This window comes from Candidatus Pristimantibacillus lignocellulolyticus, from assembly GCA_023639215.1.
Lineage (GTDB): Bacteria > Bacillota > Bacilli > Paenibacillales > Paenibacillaceae > Pristimantibacillus > Pristimantibacillus lignocellulolyticus.
Window position 1 is genome coordinate 1,783,496 of record CP097899.1, and the last position, 21,609, is coordinate 1,805,104.

General features: G+C 38.8%; 16 protein-coding genes. All 16 read left to right on the forward strand.

The window, feature by feature from the left end; all coding sequences use genetic code 11:
• The first annotated feature begins 20 nt into the window (after positions 1–20).
• The 16 genes from NAG76_07485 (at position 21) to NAG76_07560 (ending at position 21,519) form a co-directional block, all read left to right on the forward strand.
• Positions 21–251 carry a DUF1146 domain-containing protein gene (locus NAG76_07485; GenBank protein URN96061.1) on the forward strand — a complete coding sequence of 77 codons (231 nt, stop codon included), beginning with the start codon at positions 21–23 and terminating at the stop codon, positions 249–251.
• Between the two features lie 348 nt (positions 252–599).
• Positions 600–1,922 (forward strand): UDP-N-acetylglucosamine 1-carboxyvinyltransferase, encoded by a 1,323-nt coding sequence (gene murA / locus NAG76_07490; GenBank protein URN96062.1) that lies wholly within the window; start codon positions 600–602, stop codon positions 1,920–1,922.
• 259 nt (positions 1,923–2,181) lie between these two features.
• A complete protein-coding gene (gene spoIID / locus NAG76_07495; protein URN96063.1) occupies positions 2,182–3,426 on the forward strand; it encodes a stage II sporulation protein D in 1,245 nt (414 codons plus the stop codon).
• 64 nt (positions 3,427–3,490) lie between these two features.
• Positions 3,491–4,231, forward strand: a complete 741-nt coding sequence (locus NAG76_07500; GenBank protein URN96064.1) for a M23 family metallopeptidase — start codon at positions 3,491–3,493, stop codon at positions 4,229–4,231.
• A gap of 229 nt (positions 4,232–4,460) precedes the next feature.
• The gene (gene spoIIID, locus NAG76_07505; protein ID URN96065.1) at positions 4,461–4,751 is read left to right on the forward strand and encodes a sporulation transcriptional regulator SpoIIID; all 291 of its coding nucleotides are present in this window, start codon (positions 4,461–4,463) and stop codon (positions 4,749–4,751) included.
• Between the two features lie 165 nt (positions 4,752–4,916).
• Positions 4,917–5,906 (forward strand): rod shape-determining protein MreB, encoded by a 990-nt coding sequence (mreB, locus tag NAG76_07510; GenBank protein ID URN96066.1) that lies wholly within the window; start codon positions 4,917–4,919, stop codon positions 5,904–5,906.
• A 463-nt stretch (positions 5,907–6,369) separates the two neighbouring features.
• On the forward strand, positions 6,370–7,227 hold the full coding sequence (locus tag NAG76_07515; GenBank protein ID URN96067.1) for a flagellar hook-basal body protein: 858 nt from the start codon (positions 6,370–6,372) through the stop codon (positions 7,225–7,227).
• Positions 7,228–7,270: 43 nt separating this feature from the next.
• Positions 7,271–8,098: a flagellar hook-basal body protein gene (locus NAG76_07520; protein ID URN96068.1), complete on the forward strand. Its 828-nt coding sequence runs from the start codon at positions 7,271–7,273 to the stop codon at positions 8,096–8,098.
• 25 nt (positions 8,099–8,123) lie between these two features.
• A complete protein-coding gene (locus NAG76_07525) occupies positions 8,124–8,501 on the forward strand; it encodes a DNA-directed RNA polymerase subunit beta (GenBank protein ID URN96069.1) in 378 nt (125 codons plus the stop codon).
• Between the two features lie 414 nt (positions 8,502–8,915).
• Complete coding sequence (gene fabZ, locus NAG76_07530; protein ID URN96070.1) at positions 8,916–9,353, forward strand: 3-hydroxyacyl-ACP dehydratase FabZ; 438 nt, start codon at positions 8,916–8,918, stop codon at positions 9,351–9,353.
• 32 nt (positions 9,354–9,385) lie between these two features.
• A complete protein-coding gene (locus NAG76_07535; GenBank protein URN96071.1) occupies positions 9,386–11,101 on the forward strand; it encodes a phospho-sugar mutase in 1,716 nt (571 codons plus the stop codon).
• Between the two features lie 516 nt (positions 11,102–11,617).
• A complete protein-coding gene (locus NAG76_07540) occupies positions 11,618–13,792 on the forward strand; it encodes a DUF5693 family protein (GenBank protein URN96072.1) in 2,175 nt (724 codons plus the stop codon).
• Positions 13,759–14,895 carry a polysaccharide pyruvyl transferase CsaB gene (gene csaB / locus NAG76_07545; protein ID URN96792.1) on the forward strand — a complete coding sequence of 379 codons (1,137 nt, stop codon included), beginning with the start codon at positions 13,759–13,761 and terminating at the stop codon, positions 14,893–14,895. The genes NAG76_07540 and csaB overlap by 34 nt, the downstream gene beginning before the upstream one ends.
• 8 nt (positions 14,896–14,903) lie before the next feature.
• Complete coding sequence (locus NAG76_07550; protein ID URN96073.1) at positions 14,904–15,650, forward strand: WecB/TagA/CpsF family glycosyltransferase; 747 nt, start codon at positions 14,904–14,906, stop codon at positions 15,648–15,650.
• Positions 15,651–15,863: 213 nt separating this feature from the next.
• The gene (locus tag NAG76_07555) at positions 15,864–17,009 is read left to right on the forward strand and encodes an undecaprenyl/decaprenyl-phosphate alpha-N-acetylglucosaminyl 1-phosphate transferase (protein URN96074.1); all 1,146 of its coding nucleotides are present in this window, start codon (positions 15,864–15,866) and stop codon (positions 17,007–17,009) included.
• A 271-nt stretch (positions 17,010–17,280) separates the two neighbouring features.
• Complete coding sequence (locus tag NAG76_07560) at positions 17,281–21,519, forward strand: S-layer homology domain-containing protein (GenBank protein ID URN96075.1); 4,239 nt, start codon at positions 17,281–17,283, stop codon at positions 21,517–21,519.
• The last annotated feature ends 90 nt before the right edge of the window (positions 21,520–21,609 follow it).

The window sequence follows — 21,609 nt, forward strand, 5'->3', positions numbered from 1 at the left end:
TTCTAGAAAGAGGTCTTAGTATGACTACAGGAGTAGAAGGATTATTTTCCATAACGCTCATTGTATTGAGCATAATTTTCGTTTGGATTCTTTTGTCAGAGGTTCGCTGGGATAAAATATTGAAAAAACATACAAGTATAAAATCACGGATGTTACAAGTTGTCATAGCAATTGTCATTGGATATTTGTTAGGAAGCTTTATTCTTCAATATTGGGGATACTCCACAATGCTCCAACAATTTATAGAATAACGACAAGCAAAGATGCAAACACTTGGTATAAATATATGAGGAATTTCTAATCATTCCTTTGTAGTTGCTCAGGTAACCAAAATATATACTCTACTCCTTGTTTTTTCGCTTGTTATCATCTTTTAGGCGGGAAATAATCCAATTTTTACACTTTTATCGGAATACTTGGTACTATGCTACAAATACAAATTGCGATCAAATTTGACAAGATCTTCACATTAAAATTTTCTCCTTGTCGATTAGTCGCTAATGATGTTAAGATTAAGATTGATGGGTGTATATTTGTCATCAAATATGGTATTCCATGGAATTTTTATCGTAAAATTATGATTCGCGGAGGGACGCAAGATGGCAAAGATTATCGTCCGCGGAGGTCAACGATTAATGGGAAATGTGCGCGTAAGTGGTGCAAAGAACGCGGTACTTCCTATTCTTGCGGCCTCGTTGTTAGCGACTGAAGGCGAAAGTGTAATAACAGATGTGCCGGCTCTTGATGATGTTATGACAATTCAAGAGGTGTTAGCGTCATTAGGTGCTAAAAAACAATATAATCAGGAAACAATGCGCATTTCTGTTCCAAAGATTACATCCTCAGAAGCGCCTTATGAGCTTATTCGTAAGATGCGTGCTTCATTTTTAGTGATGGGTCCATTATTAGCAAGAGTCGGCAGAGTAAAGATTTCACTGCCAGGCGGTTGTGCAATTGGTTCAAGACCAATAGAGCAACACTTAAAAGGTTTTGAAGCTATGGGGGCTATTATTAATTTGGAACATGGTGCTATTGAGGCAACTTGTCCTAACGGGCTACAAGGTGCCAAAATTTATTTGGATGTAGCAAGCGTAGGTGCGACTGAAAATATTATTATGGCAGCATCATTAGCTAATGGTACAACGGTTATTGAGAATGCTGCACGTGAACCAGAAATTGTTGATTTGGCTAATTACATTAATGCTATGGGTGGAAAAGTTCGTGGTGCTGGAACAGGCATCATTCGCATAGAAGGTGTGCAGACTCTAAAAGGTGCTCATCATCAGGTAATCCCTGATCGTATTGAAGCGGGTACTTATATGATTGCAGCCGCGATCACAGGCGGAGATGTAATGGTTGAAGGAGCAATAGCTGATCATCTAGCTCCAGTAATTTCTAAGCTAGAAGAGATGGGTGTCAAAATTACGAGCAATGATGCTGGTATTCATGTATGTGCTCCCAAAAAACTAAAGTCAGTTGATGTAAAAACATTACCGCATCCTGGATTCCCTACAGATATGCAATCTCAGATGATGGCACTATTGTTAACTTCAGAGGGTACAAGTGTCATTACAGAAACAGTATTTGAAAACCGATTTATGCATGTAGAAGAATTTCAAAAGATGTCAGCAGTAATAAAAGTTGATGGTAGATCAGCGATTGTAACAGGTAATATGCCGCTTAAAGGGGCGAAAGTTTGTGCAACAGACTTACGTGCTGGAGCTGCTTTATTATGTGCTGCACTGCGTGCCGAAGGCGAAACTGTGTTAACAGGTCTTCATCATGTAGATCGTGGTTACGTCAATATTACTGGAAAACTTGCTTCTCTTGGTGCGCATATTGAGCGCATAGAGGATGAAGTATTGTCTGCACCAGTAAAAGAGAAAAAACGTTACTCAATTGTACAAGAACTTATGGCATAATGTGATCATAAATATTCAAGGGTGAATATTTTATTCGTATCTATTAGATGATACGAGTAAAATGTTCACCCTTTTTAGCATGCAGAAAAAGTGAATCGTGATTATGTCGAGTTGTTATGATCTACCTTTTTTAAACTACCTCTAATATGAAGGATCTTTAATCTTCTATTTTTCTCATTACTATTCTAATCTAGCAAATCTATTCATAGGCTATAGCATGAAAGATGAGAGAAACTAGGCAGAGAGGAAAGTGGATCGTTTGAGAAATGGGCAAAGTAAGCCTATTACGAAAATTAATAGAAGATCAATGATGCTCATTCTATTAGTCTTATGTAGTGTACTAGTAGCATGTATGCTAATAGTACGATTTACAGAGCCATCAAAGCAGTTAGACTATGGTAGCGCAATAACAGTAGAAATGCCTACACTAGCACAACATGCTACGTTGAATGATTACTCATCTGAGCACTCTGATGTATTATCAGGGAATAGTTCAGCCATATGGAATTATGGGATGGCAATGGGAGCTCAGCACGAACAAGATCGTACAACAAGCTTCCGAAACAACAATATGAACTCAAGTAACAACAAAGGGAGTACGGATACAGAAGCTAATCAGAATGACGTAGAACAACAGATAGTTACCGTATTACTCACTGACAAGCAAATTGTTGAACGAGTGCCTCTAGAACAATATGTATTGCAAGTAACCTTGGCTGAAATGCCAAGCTCATTTGAACTAGAAGCGATTAAAGCTCAAATGTTGGCAGTACGTACTTATATTGTGCGTCGCATGATGAGTTCATCAAATATGGAGAAACACGAGCCAAGTGGTGAGCAATATATCGTTACAGATACACAGCAACATCAAGTCTATTGGAGTAATGAACGGATGTTGACCTATCGAGAAGATAAAAGGAATAAGAAGACACTTGAAAAGTTCGAAAAAGCATTAGAGGAAACAAAGAATCAAATTTTAGTTTATAAGCAAGAGCCTATCGATGCCGTATTTTTCTCGACTAGTAATGGATATACAGAAGCAGCAGAAGATTATTGGGGTTACGATATCGACTACCTGCAAAGTGTAGATAGTAAATGGGATCGATCGATTTCACCTAGTTACGAGCAGGAAGTAGCGTTTAGCTATGAGCAACTATATCAAATGCTTGGTCTATCGGAAAATAAGAAAGATAAGCTTAATATATCAGATGTGGTGCATACTGATAGTAATCGTATTGCTAACCTATCAATTAATGGACAAACTTTTGAAGGGAAAAAAATTCGAGAGTTACTAGGATTAGCATCTACTCACTTTACTTGGACAAAAGATAAGAAGGCACAGACGATTACATTTACTACGTATGGTTATGGTCATGGCGTTGGTATGAGTCAATGGGGAGCGAACGGAATGGCGCAAGAAGGATATCTAGCAAATGACATTGTCACTCACTATTATAAAGGCGTTCAGATTGAACAAGCTTCAAAGCTTGTAAAAAACTACTAAAAAATAGTATATATCACGTATAAAGATAGTCAGATTGGTAACAATGGCTATTGAGGTGATATTAATGAGTGAATATAATCAAAACAAATCAAAATCAACAGATGAATCTCTTAAAAATGAAAAGAGAGGTTCTAATGTTGCAAAGTCGGGTTCAGGATTCAAAAAGCTGCTATCGAAAAAATGGTTTTCTCCAGCATTGTTCATGATCACGGCAGCAATTATCGTTACCTTACTGTGGGTGTACCAGGACGTTAATACAGATAAGCCTACAAGTACAGAGGTAACTGAAGGAGTAGAAGGCACTGACAAAGAAGTTGTTGCAGAGGATCCTCTAGATGCAACAGAAGAAATTGCAGCTACTGGTGAAGATATGCAGTGGCCAGTTGCTAACGTTAGTGCGCTAGAAGTTCAAATTCCATACTATGATACAGATGCATCAGCTACAGAGCGTGAGGCTGCATTAATTCAAGTAGATTCAACGTTCGCTGCACATATGGGAATTGACTTTGCAGATCCAGAAGGTAAAGCGTTTGATGTACAAGCGGCATTAGCAGGTACAGTAACTTTGGTAGAATCAAATCCTATTAACGGACAGCAAGTAGAAATCAGCCATGGTAATGGATTTATAACAGTATATCAAAGTTTATCTGAAGTAACGGTGAAAGAAGGAGATGAAGTTGCACAAGGTACGATTATTGCGAAAGCTGGTCGCAGTGATGTAGAACGTGATCTTGGTAACCATCTACACTTTGAAGCTCGTCTGAATGGCGCTAACGTTAATCCGAACGACTACATCGTAAAATAACGATACCTGGTAAAGGCACTTCATCCACTTTGGAGAGGTGCCTTTATTTATTTTTAAACAGTCATAATTGATAAAAATTTTGCATAATGTGAGCGTCATTTTTAACACAAAAAAGATATTTTTGCACAAAAAATTAACTTCATTTCATTTGTAAAAAGATAGATAGAGAATATCTGCCCGCCCCACTCATATAATGTACCAAACTTAATACGAGTAGGGAGGCGGGAGCGTGCACGATTACATCAAGGAGCGAACGATTAAAATAGGCCGTTGTCTTGTGGAAACGAAACAAACGGTACGAACGATCGCCAAAGAATTCGGAGTTTCCAAAAGTACAGTGCATAAGGATTTGACGGAGCGATTGCCAGAAATTAACCCTGAGTTAGCAGATCAAGTGAAGCATATTCTCGAATATCACAAGTCAATTCGCCATTTACGCGGAGGAGAAGCAACGAAAATCAAGTATAAAAAAAGTACGCCGAAGAAGCGGGAGGTGCTTACTGCAGGCAATACAAAGTAATCTTATAGTATTGTCAATGACTGAGAAAGAAATACCAATATAATTTCTTTTTTCGAAGAGAGGATTTTCAGTCATTTTGGCGAATAATGTTAGTTAACGGTTATTTCCGGTTAGTGGAGATGCGCTAAGTAATGAATACATTATTCGTTGGAGGACTAGAGCCTGATGTTTAGTAAGGATATTGGTATTGACCTGGGTACGGCAAACGTATCGATTCATGTAAAGGGTAAAGGTGTAGTGCTTGACGAGCCTTCTGTAGTAGCTATTGAAAGTGATACTAAAAAAGTGCTTGCAGTTGGAGAAGACGCACATCGTATGGTAGGGCGTACTCCTGGTAATATTGTTGCGATTCGTCCATTACGTGATGGTGTTATCGCTGATTTTGACATTACGGAAATTATGCTAAAAGAATTTATTCATCGTGTTGATGGACGTACTTGGTATTCACGTCCGCGTATTTTGATCTGCGCGCCTACAAATATCACTTCTGTTGAACAGAAGGCTATTCGTGAGGCTGCTGAACGTAGTGGTGCAAAAGAAGTGTATTTAGAAGAAGAACCAAAAGCTGCCGCTATCGGGGCTGGAATGGATATCTTCCAGCCTAGCGGCAACATGGTTGTGGACATCGGTGGCGGTACAACAGACGTAGCAGTTCTATCTATGGGTGATATTGTTACAGCATCTTCTATTAAAGTAGCGGGAGACAAGTTCGACGAATCTATTATGAAATTCATCAAGAGCAAGTATAAGTTACTTATTGGTGAAAGAACTAGCGAAGATATTAAAATTCGTATCGGTACAGTACTTCAAAACTCTTCAAGTGAAGAAATGGATATCCGTGGTCGGGATATGGTGACAGGATTACCACAAACGATTACAATCCGTTCCAACGAAGTCCGTGAAGCGCTATGGGATCCGGTTATGTCGATTGTATCAGCGGCAAAATACGTTCTTGAACAAACTCCTCCAGAATTATCTGCCGATATTATTGATCGCGGTGTTATTCTTACTGGTGGCGGTGCGCTATTAGGTGGATTTGATTCATTACTTGCTGACCAATTGAAAGTTCCTGTATTGATCGCAGAGAATCCGATGCACTGTGTTGTTAAAGGTACAGGTATTCTATTAGATAATCTGGACAAGCTCAAACGTTAATACAAATGATGAGACGGGTAAGCGTGGGTAAGGCGTCATAGGGGGACGTGCTGAAGCGCTTATTCGAGTAGAAGTTCAAATTGTCGCTTGTGATCACGATGAATAAGCTGACGTAGCTTATCCGGCAGCGAAGATGCCCTCCATCGAAAGCCTGCGTGTGCTCACGTACAAATAACGTACGCTGTGCTACTCGTTTCCGCTGGAGTGCATCTTCTTGGTGCTGACAAGCGAACAATTTGAACCTTCATTGAAATTTGGTTTATATAGTCTGCTTGTGTACTAGTGACGTACACTTGCTGTGCAGAGTCTAAGATGAACTTCATTGAAATTATATAATTTATATAGTCCGCTTGTGTACTAGAAACTTACACTCGCTGTGTAAATCGGCGATGCACTATTAACATTAAGCCTTCTTTTTCCGATAATGATACAATAGAATTATGAGATGATGAGGAGGAGCAATATGCTTAGAGGGCTCTATTCCGCTGCATCTGGCTTAATTAGTCAGCAGCGACGTCACGATACTGTTACAAATAATATATCTAATATAGAGACAGCCGGTTATAAACAAAACACTACCGCGCTTCGTTCATTTAACGAGATGTTATTACAGATGACAGGTGTAGAAAGCACAGGTAACAACATTATTGGTACTTGGACTGGTGCTGTATTGGGGGAAGAAAGTTTAACGTATCATTCGCAAGGTGATATAACACAGACGAATAATGCGAACGATTTTGCTATTATGTCAAATATTTCAGTAGACGGTTTGAACTTTGATCAATCAGGGAAAGCTATCTCTCAAAATGGTGATGTTGTATTTCAGCCACAAGCATATTTCACGGTTCAGAACGCTGCTGGAGAAGTGAAGTATACTAGAGGTGGTCAATTCTCTGTAGATAGTCAAGGGAATCTGGTTACGAATAATGGCGATCGTGTACTCAATACGAATAATGAGCCAATCGTATTACCTGCAGGAGTAAGTATCAATGATCTTACATTAACTGCTGATCGTCGTCTTGTTACATCAAATGGTGAAGATACGGGCATACAGCTTTTAATTTCTCAAATAGATAATCCTAATGGTTTAGTGCGTGAAGGTAATGGAACTTTTACACTAGTTGAAGGCACTGCTGAAGCAATTGCAGATGATGCTCAAGTTGAAGTGAGACAAGGTTATATTGAACTTTCTAATGTGGATATGACACAAGCATCTGTTGATCTAATGGCAGCAGCTCGAGCGTATGAGGCGAATCAAAAGATGGTTCAATATTTTGATCAAACTTTGCAAAAAACAGCGAATGAAATTGGGAGAATCTAATGATATCAGTAAAATTGGATGATCTAGTGAGGTGTGAATTATAATGAATAGCTCAATGATAAATGCTATCAATTCCATGAATGCCTATCAAAATAAAATCAATACAATTTCAGATAACGTTGCCAACCAATATACAGTCGGATACAAATCAAAATCTGCTGTATTTGATGATTTATTAACGACTACAAAAGCACAGCCCGAGGGTTTTGATCTAGATGGTCGCTTATCTCCACTTGGTTTCACACAAGGATGGGGCTCGCGTGTAACTGGAATTGCAATGGATTTCACTCAAGGTTCATTGAACCAGACCGGTGTATTAACGGATATGGCTATTGAAGGCGATGCATTATTTGAAGTTATTGTTGATAACGCTGGAACAAAAGCATATACACGTGATGGTTCATTCCAGATTAGTATGAATGCAGCTGGTCAAGGTGTGCTTACTACGAGTGAAGGTTATCCTGTTTCAGGAACATTAGCTGATGGTTCAACTGGGCCAATTATTATTCCTAACGGATACGAAATGCAAGTTCAGACGGACGGAACAGTACTAGCTGTTAACAATAGTGGTACAATTACAGTAGGTTCTATCAATATGGTGAAAGCAGTCAGACCTGATGCGATGACAGCTATTTCAGATAACTTATATGCTGTATCTGCTGGCTTGAATGTTGATGAAGTTGTTGCTAGAATTATTCCTAATGGTGCTAACAAAATAGCTGTTCGTCAAGGTTACTTAGAACAATCTAACGTTGACATGGCTACACAAATGACCGATTTAGTTAGAGTACAGCGTGCTTATCAGTTAGCTGCAAGAGCTTTAAGTTCTAGTGATACGATGATGCAATTAGCTAATAACTTACGCTCGTAACATATAGAACGAAGGTGATTGTACAATGAAAGAAAGCGGACATGAGGTAGAAGATCGTAAAAACAAAGAGCAGTCCTCAAACTTAGATGTTCATACAACGATCGACGATACGGAAAGAGGTATGTTGCTTTCTCGCTCAGACAAGCATAAATCCGCCGGACGAAGTGCGAAAGAAGAAGATGTAGTTGAAGTGAAAAAAGAAGTTTCCACTAAAAAATTACCGTGGTGGGCGAGCTCAACGTTTTGGATACTACGTAAATGTATCGCTCCGATTATTATGATCGTGATGTTAGTGGTCGGATTGTACATTGGCTATGTTGTTGTAGGTGGTCAACCTAAGGGTGAAGTGTTTCAGTGGAGTACATGGAAGCATTTATGGGATCTAGTCTTCGCTGACTCTTAAAGGATGTTCAAATTGTTCGCTTGTAATCACGATATTAATGCTAACGTAGTTTATTCAGCGTCGAAGATGACAAGCAAACAATTTGAACTTTTATTGGAACTTAAATGTTCAAACTTCTGATTTAATAAAGGACGGTCGCAAAAAGAATCAGTCAGCAATTGCTGACTGATTCTTTTTGTGTAAATGAAACCAGAAGGATGTGCATTTGTTTTCATTTTCCATGAGGTAGTCTATAATAGTTGAAGGCAAGTGTATTCAATATACAAAGAGACTTACTCTTTAGAATGTGATTCTAAAAAGCAAGCCTCTTATCTCAACCTTCATTACCTGCAGGACAATGTAGGATAGTATTAGTATAGGAATAACGATACACTTTTATACGTAATGATAATTTTGGAAGGGGTAATATATAATATGATGGATATTAATGAAATTATGAATGTAATACCACACCGCCCACCGTTTCTACTTGTAGATCGAATGATTGAAGTAGTTCCAGGCGAGCGTGCTGTAGGTATAAAGAATGTAACGATGAACGAGCCCTACTTCGTAGGACATTTCCCAGGTTATCCAGTTATGCCGGGAGTGCTAATTGTTGAAGCATTAGCACAAGTAGGTACGGTTGCTATGCTTACGGTAGAAGGAAATGCCGGTAAGTTAGGATTCTTCGCTGGTATTGATGGATTCCGTTTCCGTGGTCAAGTTACACCTGGAGATACTCTTACATTAGAAGTAGAGATTACTCGTCTTAAAGGTTCAATTGGTAAAGGTAAAGGTACTGCTAAAGTTGATGGTAAAGTAGTTGCAGAAGGCGAATTAATGTTTGCGCTATCTGATGCAAATAAGAAATAGAAGAACTACAGTATAGAAAGAGGTTATTGGTAATGGGACAATTGTTGAATGAAGAAGTGTTGAACAAATATGAGTCATGGCTGAATGATAGCAATATTGATGCAGCAACAAAGCAAGAGTTGCAAGAACTTTCAGGTCAAGACGGTGAGATATTAGATCGTTTTTATCGTGATCTTGAATTCGGTACAGGTGGCTTACGTGGTGTTATGGGTGCAGGTACAAATCGTCTTAATGCATATACAGTTGGAAAAGCTACTCAAGGACTTGCTAACTGGCTTTTAGAGTCGAACGTACAATCACCAGCGGCAGTTATTGCACATGATTCACGTAATAACTCTCCACAATTCGCACTTGATGCTGCACTAGTTCTGGCAGCTAATGGGATTCGCACATATTTATTCACTTCACTTCGTGCTACTCCACAATTGTCTTATGCAGTTCGTGAATTAAAAGCAAGCACTGGAGTTGTTGTAACAGCAAGTCACAATCCTCCTGAATATAATGGTTATAAAGCATATGGCGCTGATGGTTGTCAGTTAATACCGGAGGATGCAGAAAAGGTCATTGCAGCAATTGCTCGTATCGAGAGCTTCGACGAAATTAAACGTATGGATCAAAAAGCAGCCGAAGAAGCGGGTCTTTTAGTGTGGCTTGATGAGAATATCGATAACTCATACGTTGAAACTGTAGTATCGCAAAGTGTGAACCAAGAGCTATTACACGGCGATCTAGGTAAAAATTTCAAAGTGGTATTTACACCACTTCATGGTGCAGGTAATGAGCCAGTGCGTGATGTATTAGCGGCTGCAGGCTTTGAACAAGTATATGTTGTAGAGCAGCAAGAGCAACCTGACGGTTATTTCAGCACAGTTAAATCTCCGAATCCAGAAGAGAAAGAAGCATTTACACTTGCCATTGAGCTTGCTCGTAAAGTAGGCGCTGATATTATCGTTGGTACCGACCCTGATGCAGACCGTATGGGTGCGGTTGTAAAAAACAACGAAGGTGAATATGTAGTACTTACAGGTAACCAATCTGGGGCATTGATGATTCATTACTTACTTAGCCAATTACAACAACGTGGTCAATTGCCTGACAATGGTGTCGTGATTAAAACTATCGTAACGAGTGAGATGGGCGAGGTAGTTGCTAAGCATTATGGTGCTTCAGTAGAAAACACGCTTACAGGTTTTAAATATATTGGTGAGAAAATGACTGCTTATGAAGGTTCAGGCGAGAAAACATTTTTGTTCGGATATGAAGAAAGTTATGGCTACCTAACAGGTACTTATGCACGTGATAAAGATGCTATTGTTGCGGCAATGTTAATTTGTGAAGCAGCAGCATACTACAGTACACAAGGAAAAACATTGTATGATGTGCTGCAAGAACTATATCAACAATTCGGATATTATCTTGAAACACAACAATCACGTACATTAAAAGGAATTGATGGCGTACAGCAAATTGCTGCTATTATGAATAGCTTCCGTGAGCAGCCACCAGTAGAAGTTGCTGGTGTTGCTGTTACTGAAGTACTTGACTATTCCAAAGGGATTCAAGGATTACGTCCTGAAAATGTACTGAAATATATACTTGCAGACGGTTCATGGTTCTGCCTTCGTCCATCTGGGACTGAACCGAAAATTAAAGTGTACTTCGCTGTGAAAGGCTCTTCCGAATCGGATGCAGTTGACAAGCAGGAGAAGGTATCAACAGCAGTCATGAAACGTGTAGACTCCTTGTAAGGTAGTTCAAATCGTCCGCCCGTGATCACGATGTATCGCGTTGTAGCGTAGTCGGCATCGAAGATGACATTCATCGGAAGCCTGTGGTGCTCGTGTACCAATAACGTACACTCTGCTCCTCGTTTCCTAGCTTCATGTCATCTTCTTGGTGCTGACAGGCGAACGATTTGAACTTCTATTAAATTACGGTAGTTTAAATCGTCCGCCCGTAATCACGATGTAACTCATTGTAGTATACTTGGAGTCGAACATAACTTTGTCCGCTCGTGTACTCAAACCGTACACATTGCTGGGTTAAGATACGATCAACCTTAAAAGAAACTTATTAACATTATTTTTAATAAAGATGACCTCAATGAAGCATTTTATAGTATAGAACGTATAATCAAGTTGCCACCTTTGTTTTGAGTACAAGGTTGCTCAAATTGTCCGCCTATGATCACGATGTAATATGTCATCTTCTTGGTGCTGACGAGCGAACGATTTGAACTTCCATTGGAATAAGGTGGCAATACTATGTTTTGCTCAATGATGGTACCGCAGAAAGAGAGGGCTTTTGTGCGCACACTATGGCAACGTTTTAATAGACAAGCTAAGCTTTGTTTATGGGTGATAACATTAATAGGTGTTATAGCAGCTATTCCACTAAGTTTTTTACGTGTAGAAATGGAGCATTCATCCGACACGGTTGAGTATGTATTTGACTATCGTGACTTAGAAGAAATTGCAAATTATCAATTGGACTTTACGAAGTATATGGACGAGCAGTTAGCTAGTTTGAAAACTGCTGGAGTAAATTCTATGTCCTTATACGAAAGTTCATTGAAAGACTTGATGCAATCAGGTCGTTTGGTGTACTACTCTGAGAAAGAGATGGCAACTTTGCGAGGCGAAGTGCTTGATACGAATGTTAACCATACTTACGTTCTGTTCAGCAGTGAACAAGCTGCTACGGAAATTACACCAATTATTGAACGTGAATTTGAACGTCAAGGTGTCAATGTTACCAAGTATGAATTCAAAGGTAAGTCAGGTCTAATTATCGATGAAGCAGTTAATGCTGCTACACTGAAAACATTAGATTTTGATCCTATGACAATAGATAAGCTTGTTGGAATGGGATTTAATATCGTAGCGCGCTTTTCTGACCGTATTCAGCCATTTGATGTGAAATGGGCAGAAGAACAGCTTGCTCGACTAAGTGAACATGGCGTTACACGTATTATTTTTGATGGCTCTAAAGTAAAAGGTGCTACAGATCAAGCTGAATTTAAAAGTTTGACGCAATATGCAGCATTACTTAAAAAATATAATATGGGCGTAAGTATTATCGAGAACTTAAAAGCACCTCAAGAAGGATTAAATACACTTGCATATGGAACTAACTATAATATCGTTCGAGTGTATTCTTTATCCCCTGATGATAGCTTTACGATGACTGCTGAAGGAATGACAGATCGCTTCCTATTAGCAGCAAAAGATCGTAATATTCGTGTGTTCTTCTTGAATGTTGGTATTAAATCAAATGGTAACACAGGTGTGCTTGAAAGCTCTGTTGAGAAGCTTGTTACTGAACTTGCAGGTGAAGAGGGAGTTATCGCACAGTTAGATGCTAACGGGTATCCTTCAGGTATTGCAGAAGCATTTGCGTATGAAAATCCGACTTGGGTGAAATATGCACGTATGATTGTCGTGCTTGGGGCAATTGCGATTATTACTTTATTAATTTCTACATTTATTCCAGGAAGCCAGATTATCGTATTCTTATTAGGTCTGATCGGGTCTGCTGGTTTGTTTGTATTGAACAGCTCACTATTAGAGCAGGGACTAGCATTAGGAGCAGCGATAAGCGGACCGACACTAGGTGTGATCTGGATCATGAATCGTATCTATGCACGCACGATCGGTGAGCGTCGCATGGTTGGTGGTAACGAGTGGACATTGGGTGGCACGACTCCAATTCATGATGGAAGCTTAGAGCAACACAAATGGATCTTCCCGGACATGGCTATTACTCGTCGCTTAGGGCTTGCTCTGAACTGGTTCGTTGTTGGGACATGCATTACGCTATGCTCTGTTCCACTCGTATTTGGACTATTGCATAACATTACGTATCGTCTAGTAATTGAACAATTCCGCGGCGTAAGTGCGCTTCATATCGGACCAATTGTTTTAGTTGCGATTTATGTATTCTTATATCAAGGTAATGGTGCCAAAGGTGTACTTTCACGTCTATGGAAAATTCTTGTGAAACCAATTACACTGCTATGGGTTATCGTTGCGCTTGTGTTAGCAGCTATAGGGTTATACTACTTAAGCCGTACTGGTAACGGTGGACAAGTATCTGGAATAGAAATGATCGTTCGTCGATGGTTAGAATCGAGCGTAGGAGTACGTCCACGTTTCAAAGAATTTATGCTTGGACATCCACCGATGTTGTTAGGACTATTCCTTGCGCTTCGTTATCGTTCCGCTTGGTTATTAATTATTGTTGGAACACTAGGTCAGTTGACGATGGTAAGTACATTTACACATATTCATACACCGTTACTAATTTCTATCATTCGTACGGGCTTAGGACTGGGCGTAGGTATTATCTTCGGCTTAATACTTATCGGCATTTGGATCGTATTGGAAGGAGTTTGGCGTAAATGGGTATGGCCTCCAATTCGACAACGTTTAGAATTGTAATTTCAGGTTATTATGGCTTTAACAATAGTGGGGACGAAGCAGTGCTTCGTTCCATTCTCCTTGCCCTGCAAGAGCAAGGAGAGCGTGCGAACGTAACAATTGTGCCTATCGTATTAAGTAATGATCCTGCTTCGACAACTGCAATGTATGGTGTAGAGTCTATGCCTCGAATGCATCCTGCTTCTATATGGAAAGCAATAAAGTCAGCAGATGCATTGATAAGTGGAGGAGGAAGTTTGTTACAAGATGCAACGGGTAAGAAGACCATTCCGTACTATACTGGAGTTATTAAACTTGCTCAATGGTTAGGTAAACCAACCTTTATCTATGCTCAAGGACTTGGACCAGTCAATTCTCGAGTTATGTTTCCTTTCATTTCTTCAGCGATGAAGAAAAGTAGCTATATTTCAGTAAGGGATGAACAATCTGCACGGTTATTACGTAATATTGGCGTTGTAAAACAATCGATAGAGGTAGTACCCGATCCAGTAATGGGTATGCCACTTCCTGATCAACAGACAAATTGGAAAGTAATAGAGCAGGACAAGCCTGTTATTGGTGTATCGGTTCGTTTCTGGCCCAGCGATAACAAAAAACTGGATTATATTGTAGCAGCGTTACTCAAATTAATTAATGAGCGTGATGTTCATATTCGCTTCTTGCCATTCCATACGCCTGATGATGTGGAAGCATCTCATTATGTCCATGATCTCATCGTACCTCATCTAAATGATTCAAGTACGGTAGAAATTGCTAATGTCGAGGATGACCCGCAACAGATGTTATTAGCAGTTTCGCAGTGTGATGTCTTATTCGGTATGCGACTTCATGCGTTAATCTATGCGGCTAATCAACGTATACCATTGCTTGGTTTAAGCTATGATCCTAAAATCGATCAATTTCTTGAACGAATCGGTTCTGAAGCAATTGGATCAACAGAGCATTTGAATGCTGATCAATTTACAGCGCAAGTTATACAATTATTAGATGGTAAAGAGAAGTGGAAAACGGAAAAAGAACCTTATATTTCACAACTTATTGAACAATCTCAGAAACCAGCGCAACAATTGATCCAATTTTTGCGTCAAAATATATCGAGGTGATGATCCTCATGACGAAACCTGTACCGAAAATTAAAATCTTTGGTATTCCGTTTTCCAAAATGAGCATGCAAGAAACAGTTGAACATTTAACTGACAGTATTGAATCTAATATTCAAACCCATGTCATAACAGCTAATCCAATTATGGTAATGACAGCACTAGAAAAACCTCAGTACAAAGAAATGATGTTTAAATCTGATCTTATTGTACCTGATGGCGCTGGTATCATATGGGCAGCAAAGCAAGGCGGTAGTCCAATTACGGAACGAGTTACAGGAATTGAACTTATTCATGAACTGATGGCTAAAGGTGAGAAGCATCATTGGAAAGTGTATTTATTAGGTACAAGTCAAGAAATTATTGAATCTGCTGCAAACACGCTTCAATTGCAATATCCACAAGTGAGAGTAGTTGGTTATCGTAATGGTTTCTTTACTGCTGAACAGGATGCTGAAGTTATCGCTGAAATTACAGAATTACAACCACATTTACTATTTGTAGCTAGAGGTGCTGAGACACAAGAGCCTTGGATTGTGAAGCATAGGAAACAATTGGGCGTTCCCCTTATTATGGGTGTTGGCGGAAGTTTTGATGTTATTTCAGGTAAATTAAAACGTGCACCTCAATGGATGCAAAAATCGAAACTTGAATGGTTATTCCGATTAGTACAAGAGCCGAAACGTTTACCAAGAATGATGGTTATTCCTAAATTCATGATTAAAGTGATGCGAAACCGCGATAACATTACAAAATAGGTAGGAAACGTTTGTTTTTTAATCAAATTTATGTAAATTTGCACGAAATCGATAGTAGTAATTTACCTTAGTGGGGAGTATAATTCTGTTTGGTGCCTGATATATAAAGAACTGGCATTAAGACCTTGGATAAGTTGATGGCTACTTGTGAATGATAAGCACATCGCGATCATCTATTTCCGCTTGTACGTACAGAGGGGGAGAATTATTATTATGCCAATTGGAGCAGTGTATGCGGTTGGTTTCGTAATTGCACTTGTAATAGCCTTGGTATTAACACCGTTGGTTAAAAAGTTCGCATTTATGGTCGGAGCAATTGATAAACCGAATCATCGTAAAGTTCATACGAGAATTATGCCACGAATGGGTGGTCTTGCTATTTATCTTGCGTTTGTCGGAGCATTTTTCTGTGTATTCGCACTTATTCCTGAAGGTACATGGCTACCGAAGGATTCTAATCTTGTGAAAGCGATGCTTGTTGGAGGCACGATTATTATCGTAACGGGTGCACTTGATGATCGTTTTGAACTATCCGCAAAACTTAAACTTGTATTTCAGATTATTGCAGCATGTGTTGTTGTATTTGGATTTGATATTCATATTAGCTTTGTTAGCTTGCCGTTCGGTGAGAACATGCAGCATCTGAAGGAATGGATCGGTATTCCGGTAACAATTCTTTGGATCGTAGGTGTAACCAACGCCATTAATCTTATTGATGGACTTGATGGTCTCGCAGCTGGTGTTTCTGGCATTGCAATTAGTACTATTCTTATTATGGCAATTATTATGGGCTTCCAGCCTGTTATTCTAATGAGTACATTGTTACTCGGTGGTATTATAGGATTTATGAAATATAATTTTCATCCCGCCAAAATCTTTATGGGCGACTCAGGGTCATTGTTTTTAGGCTACTGCTTAGCATTGTTATCTTTGATTTCCTTTAAACAAATTACGCTTGTATCTTTTGTTATTCCTTTACTTATTATCGGTGTACCACTATCTGACACATTTTTCGCCATTATTCGTCGATTAGTGAACAAGAAGCCGATCTTTGCACCTGATAAAGGACATCTACATCATCGTTTGCAAGACCTTGGTTTTAGCCATCGTAAAACGGTGTTGATGATATGGGGAATAGCAGCAATCTTTGGCGGTATGGCAATTATTCAATCCGCTGTTATCAAATTCAACGGTGCGAACTGGATAACATTCGCTGTCGTATGTTTAGTTATATTCTTCTTGCAAATTGGCGCCGAAGTTATCGGCATTGTCGATAAATCAAGAAGACCAGTCATTAACCTACTAACGAAGCTAGGGCTCAAGATCGGCAAAGTTAATGCTGAATCGCGGAGTAAATAATGTAACCCACATCATATAAATGAAAAAACTACTAAACATTTTATGTTTAGTAGTTTTTTCATTTTAAAATCACTTAAAAAGAGCATCTCTCTGACCGATATAAACTGTATGGAACTTTTTTGGACAATTTGCGTCTATAGTAATATTGGACATGTAAATTATGGGAAGGAGTATTAAATTTTGTAGTCTACTCTCACATGTGATCTGCATTAAGCTGCAATTCATGTAGGAGATAAATAATAAATAAGGTTGTCAGAGAGGAGTTATTCACTTGAAAAAGTTTTTATCCATTGTTTTAACATTGGCATTATTCGTATCTTTACTTCCAATGTACGGAACAACGAATCAAGCCGAAGCGGCAGGTAGTTACTTCTTGTTCCCGAACGAGAAGGATACAAAAGCTTCAGCAAGAATCGTATCAAACAAAATTATTAGTTTAACAGGTACAATTAATGGGGTTGTAGGTTCCTCAATTAGTTACAAAGTACAACAAGTAACGGCAAATAGCGATACACCGTTAAATAGCACACAAGATATTTCAACAGGTATTACAACGACAGGTGATAATAGAATGACCGTGTCAGCTCTTGAGCTGTTTGCTGGTATGAATAAAATTACATTCAAAGGTGTTGCGGGTACTTCTACGGTAGAAGAAAGTATCTATATCGAATTCCGTGATAGTCCAATGTTGACTGACTTGAACATTCTATTCGAAAATCGTTCATATGCAGTAGAAGAAAGTGGCGTTACTATGCTATATTCTAATGCTGCTGTTCCAACGGATACAGGAATTATTACGTTAGAAGGTTACGCTCCGAATGCGAGTAAAGTAACGGTTGAAATCAATAACTACACGTATGACTTTAACGTATCTACATCTACTTCTAATTATCGTTTCTCTACGTCTCAGCTTTCTATTAAGAAAGGTATGAATACGATCAAGTTCAAAGTAACGAACGGTGGTCAAGTTGTAGAGACAACAAGACAAGTGGCGCTTTATAATGGTGAAGTTACTCATTATGATGAGAAGCTTACTAGTGATAATAAAGCATATAATGTGACTTATGGTGGAGAGTATTCTATCGATGGCACTAAAGGTTTGACATTAACAGGTAAGGCTATAATTCCAACGCCAATATATGATCTAACAACTAGTACTACTACACCCATAGATCTAACAAGTCCAACAGCAGCGACTGCTATAACAAATGCTTTTAAGAATAATATTAAAATATCAATTGCAGGTGAAACGGTTAATCCTACGGTAACTATTAATGGCCAAGATCCTACAGCGATAACTAGTACGACCAAATATGTAACAGTAAGTTACTCATTTAATCTAGCTCAAATAGCACAAAAGTATAACTCACCAATTACGTATACGATTCAAGCTCCAAATACTACACAATATGATGTATCTGATGAGCGTAGAATTATTCTTCGTGATAGCACTAAATCATACATCGCAGATATTAATTACCTATCAGGATTTGATTCTACAATGACGTCTGCTGTACCTAATAGTACGACAACTTCGAAAGCGAACAATGTTAATCAGTTGAAATCACTTCAAGGAACTGATATTGGAGCGTCAGGAGTAGATGTATACTCCATCCCGATGGCAGTAGAATTGCTCGTTGCTAATGCAAGTAATGTTTTAGGGTCTCTTTCTCAAAACTTGACTGATGCAATCAAATTAAAAATTAACGGTTCTACGTACGGTTACAAAGTCATTGTAGATAGTAACGGATATCCAGTTAAAGAAGTAGTAACACAAACTGTGAATGGAGTAAGCACAGAGTATCTTCGTGTATTCTTACAACTAGATAAATTAGCGAAAACTGGGACGAATAATGCAGAATTCTCGCTAGTTATTGGACAAAATACCGATACAAAGTCTGCTATTTTCAAGCTTCAATATGGTCCATATGTGAAGTATGAAAATGTTGTAGATGGTATGTCTATTAATTATGATTCATACAAAGATACGAATACCGTGCTTATTGAAAAATTAGGTGGTCTTGCCGGTCGCATTATGAATATTGCTAATAATTCAGATATTCGTTATGAGGCACAAACAAGCCCAGCTGCACCAGTTTCAGTATTTATGTATTTGAATAATGTTCAAGTGGCGATTAATTCTTATGATAAAACGAACGCAAAAAATTCACCTTTGTTTAGACCGGATGGTATCACAATTGATAGTACTGGTAAAATTACTGGTGTAGATCGTGATAAAGCTAGTGAACTAGCTGCAATTATGAATAAAGCTGGTGAAAACACGTTGAAATTCGTGTTTATTACCGATACGTACAATTATGAAAGCACAATTAAATTCAACATCGTTCCAACGAACTTACCAACTATACCTGCTGTTGATACAGATGGCGTATATCCATATACAGTAGGTAAATGGCCACCAACATCTAACGATGCAAACTTTAATAACTCGGGTGGCATATTTACAACGAAACAAGCTGACTTTAACGTTTATGGTACATTTGATTTCATCGATCTAGGAACTGATGATACGCAGATTAATGCTACATTAGGAACACCAGGAACACCAGGCAAGATTACACCAACAGACTATAAAGTCACGATTTCCAATCCTGATTGGAAAACAGATGTGAAATGGGATCTAAGTAAACAGTTTAAGGAGACTGACGGCAGGCGTAACATACAGAAGCTTAGTACTGGCGCAGATAAGATTCATAACAGTACTGCATCAGATGCATCTACACCTGACGCCAACATTACGTTCTATTATGATAAAGAGAATCAAAACTTCTTCTTTGATATTTCTAATCAATCTATGCCTGAAGATGGCAGTCCGCTTGTTTATGTAATTTCAGTATTCAATGCAGGAGACGGTGGTCCACGTGCTACGTATCGTTTAGAAGTTAACCCAATTTCTATTCCTTACAGCATTAAATCACCAGTAGTAGAGGAACGAATTACGAACCAAAACTTCGTAGAATTAATTATTAGTGCACCTGGAGCAGAATCTCTTACTGTTGGTAAAACTGCAGCTGAGAAAGTAGCTTATCTTGATTACTCTAACGGACAAACAACAACAGTGAATGCTTTCCGTACGGTAGTTAGTGATTTGAAAGCAAATAAAGATACGAAGATCTCGTTCACAATAACGAGGGGTGATACAAAAATTACAGATAGTATTACCGTGAAATATGTACCAACCAATATACCTGGTGCGAAATATTTAGAAACAATGAAGAAATCGCATAAAGTATTTAATAACTCATTAACGCTTACGTTCCAAAATAATACTAACTTAATTCGTCCGAAATATAATGAGTCATCAAACTCAGCAACTCAAGTATATAATGGTCATGAAATTCTATTTGCCATCGCTAACCCTGATGACGGAATAGTTGATCGTCATATGTTTGAAAGCCAACCGCCAGATTATTCAGCGGATAGTCAAGCAACAGGGTATTTACACATTAAGAATCGTTTTGATAACCAAGCAAGTCGTTTCATAAAAGCAAGTCCATTGTATTGGATTGATGCTGGGTTAGCTGATAACCCTGATGTGTCATCACCACAATACGATCCAATTACAACGGGACTGGATCCTTATCCGTTCCCTAATATTGCAGGTAAGTATACAGAAAACTTTGCAAATCGTTACTATCAATTTGGCCGCGAACTTGCGCCAAGTGCACCAGGCTCATTGACGCTAACTTATGATAATAGTATCGTGTCTAGCGCGGGTACAACAGTAACGGTGTTCCGCTTTGATCCGTATAACAGCACATGGGAAAATATTGGTGGTGTAGTGGATACGAAAAAAGGTACCATTACAGTTCCATTTACGAAATTCGGTTATTACGTAGCGGTTAAACTAACTCGTAGTTATAACGATATTACAGATCATAGCTATGCTCGTGAAGCGATGGAAGCTATCTATTCGAAGGGTATTATGAATGCAGTTGAGCCAGTCAATCAATTTGGTGGTGATCGTTACGTAACTCGTGGTGAGTTCACACGTATGATCGTAAGAGCGCTAGACTTGCCTCTCAACTACTCGGGTAGTCTACACTTCACGTATTATCCTGAGACGATTACAAATGCGAGCAATGCAAACGCAATTTATGATTATCGTTATATTGAAACGGCAGCAAGAGCAGGTATTGTTAATGGTACGCGACCAGGCTTCTTCGATGAGGATGTTCAAATATCTAGACAAGATGCGGCAGTTATTCTTGCAAGAGCGCTAGAGCTGAAGTTGGAAACTAACTCCACTAAAGCGAAAACTCAGTTGGATAAAGCATTCAAGGATGGCGGAAACTTTGACTTCTATTCAATTCCAGCCGTACTAGCTATTCAGAAGAAAGGTTTCATTGTTGGTAAGCCAATTAATACAGCGGATCCGAAAGAAGGATATATGTTCGATCCAAAAGCTAGAATGCTTCGTAGTGATGCAGCAATTATTATGGCTCGCGTTATGGCAGATATGAAGAAGCTACCAACCATCTATAATTAAAACTAACCTAAACGGTACGGATGATTGAACATGATCCGTACCGTTTATTATTGCAAATGGTAAAACTTTGGTATCGACTTCAAATCTAGT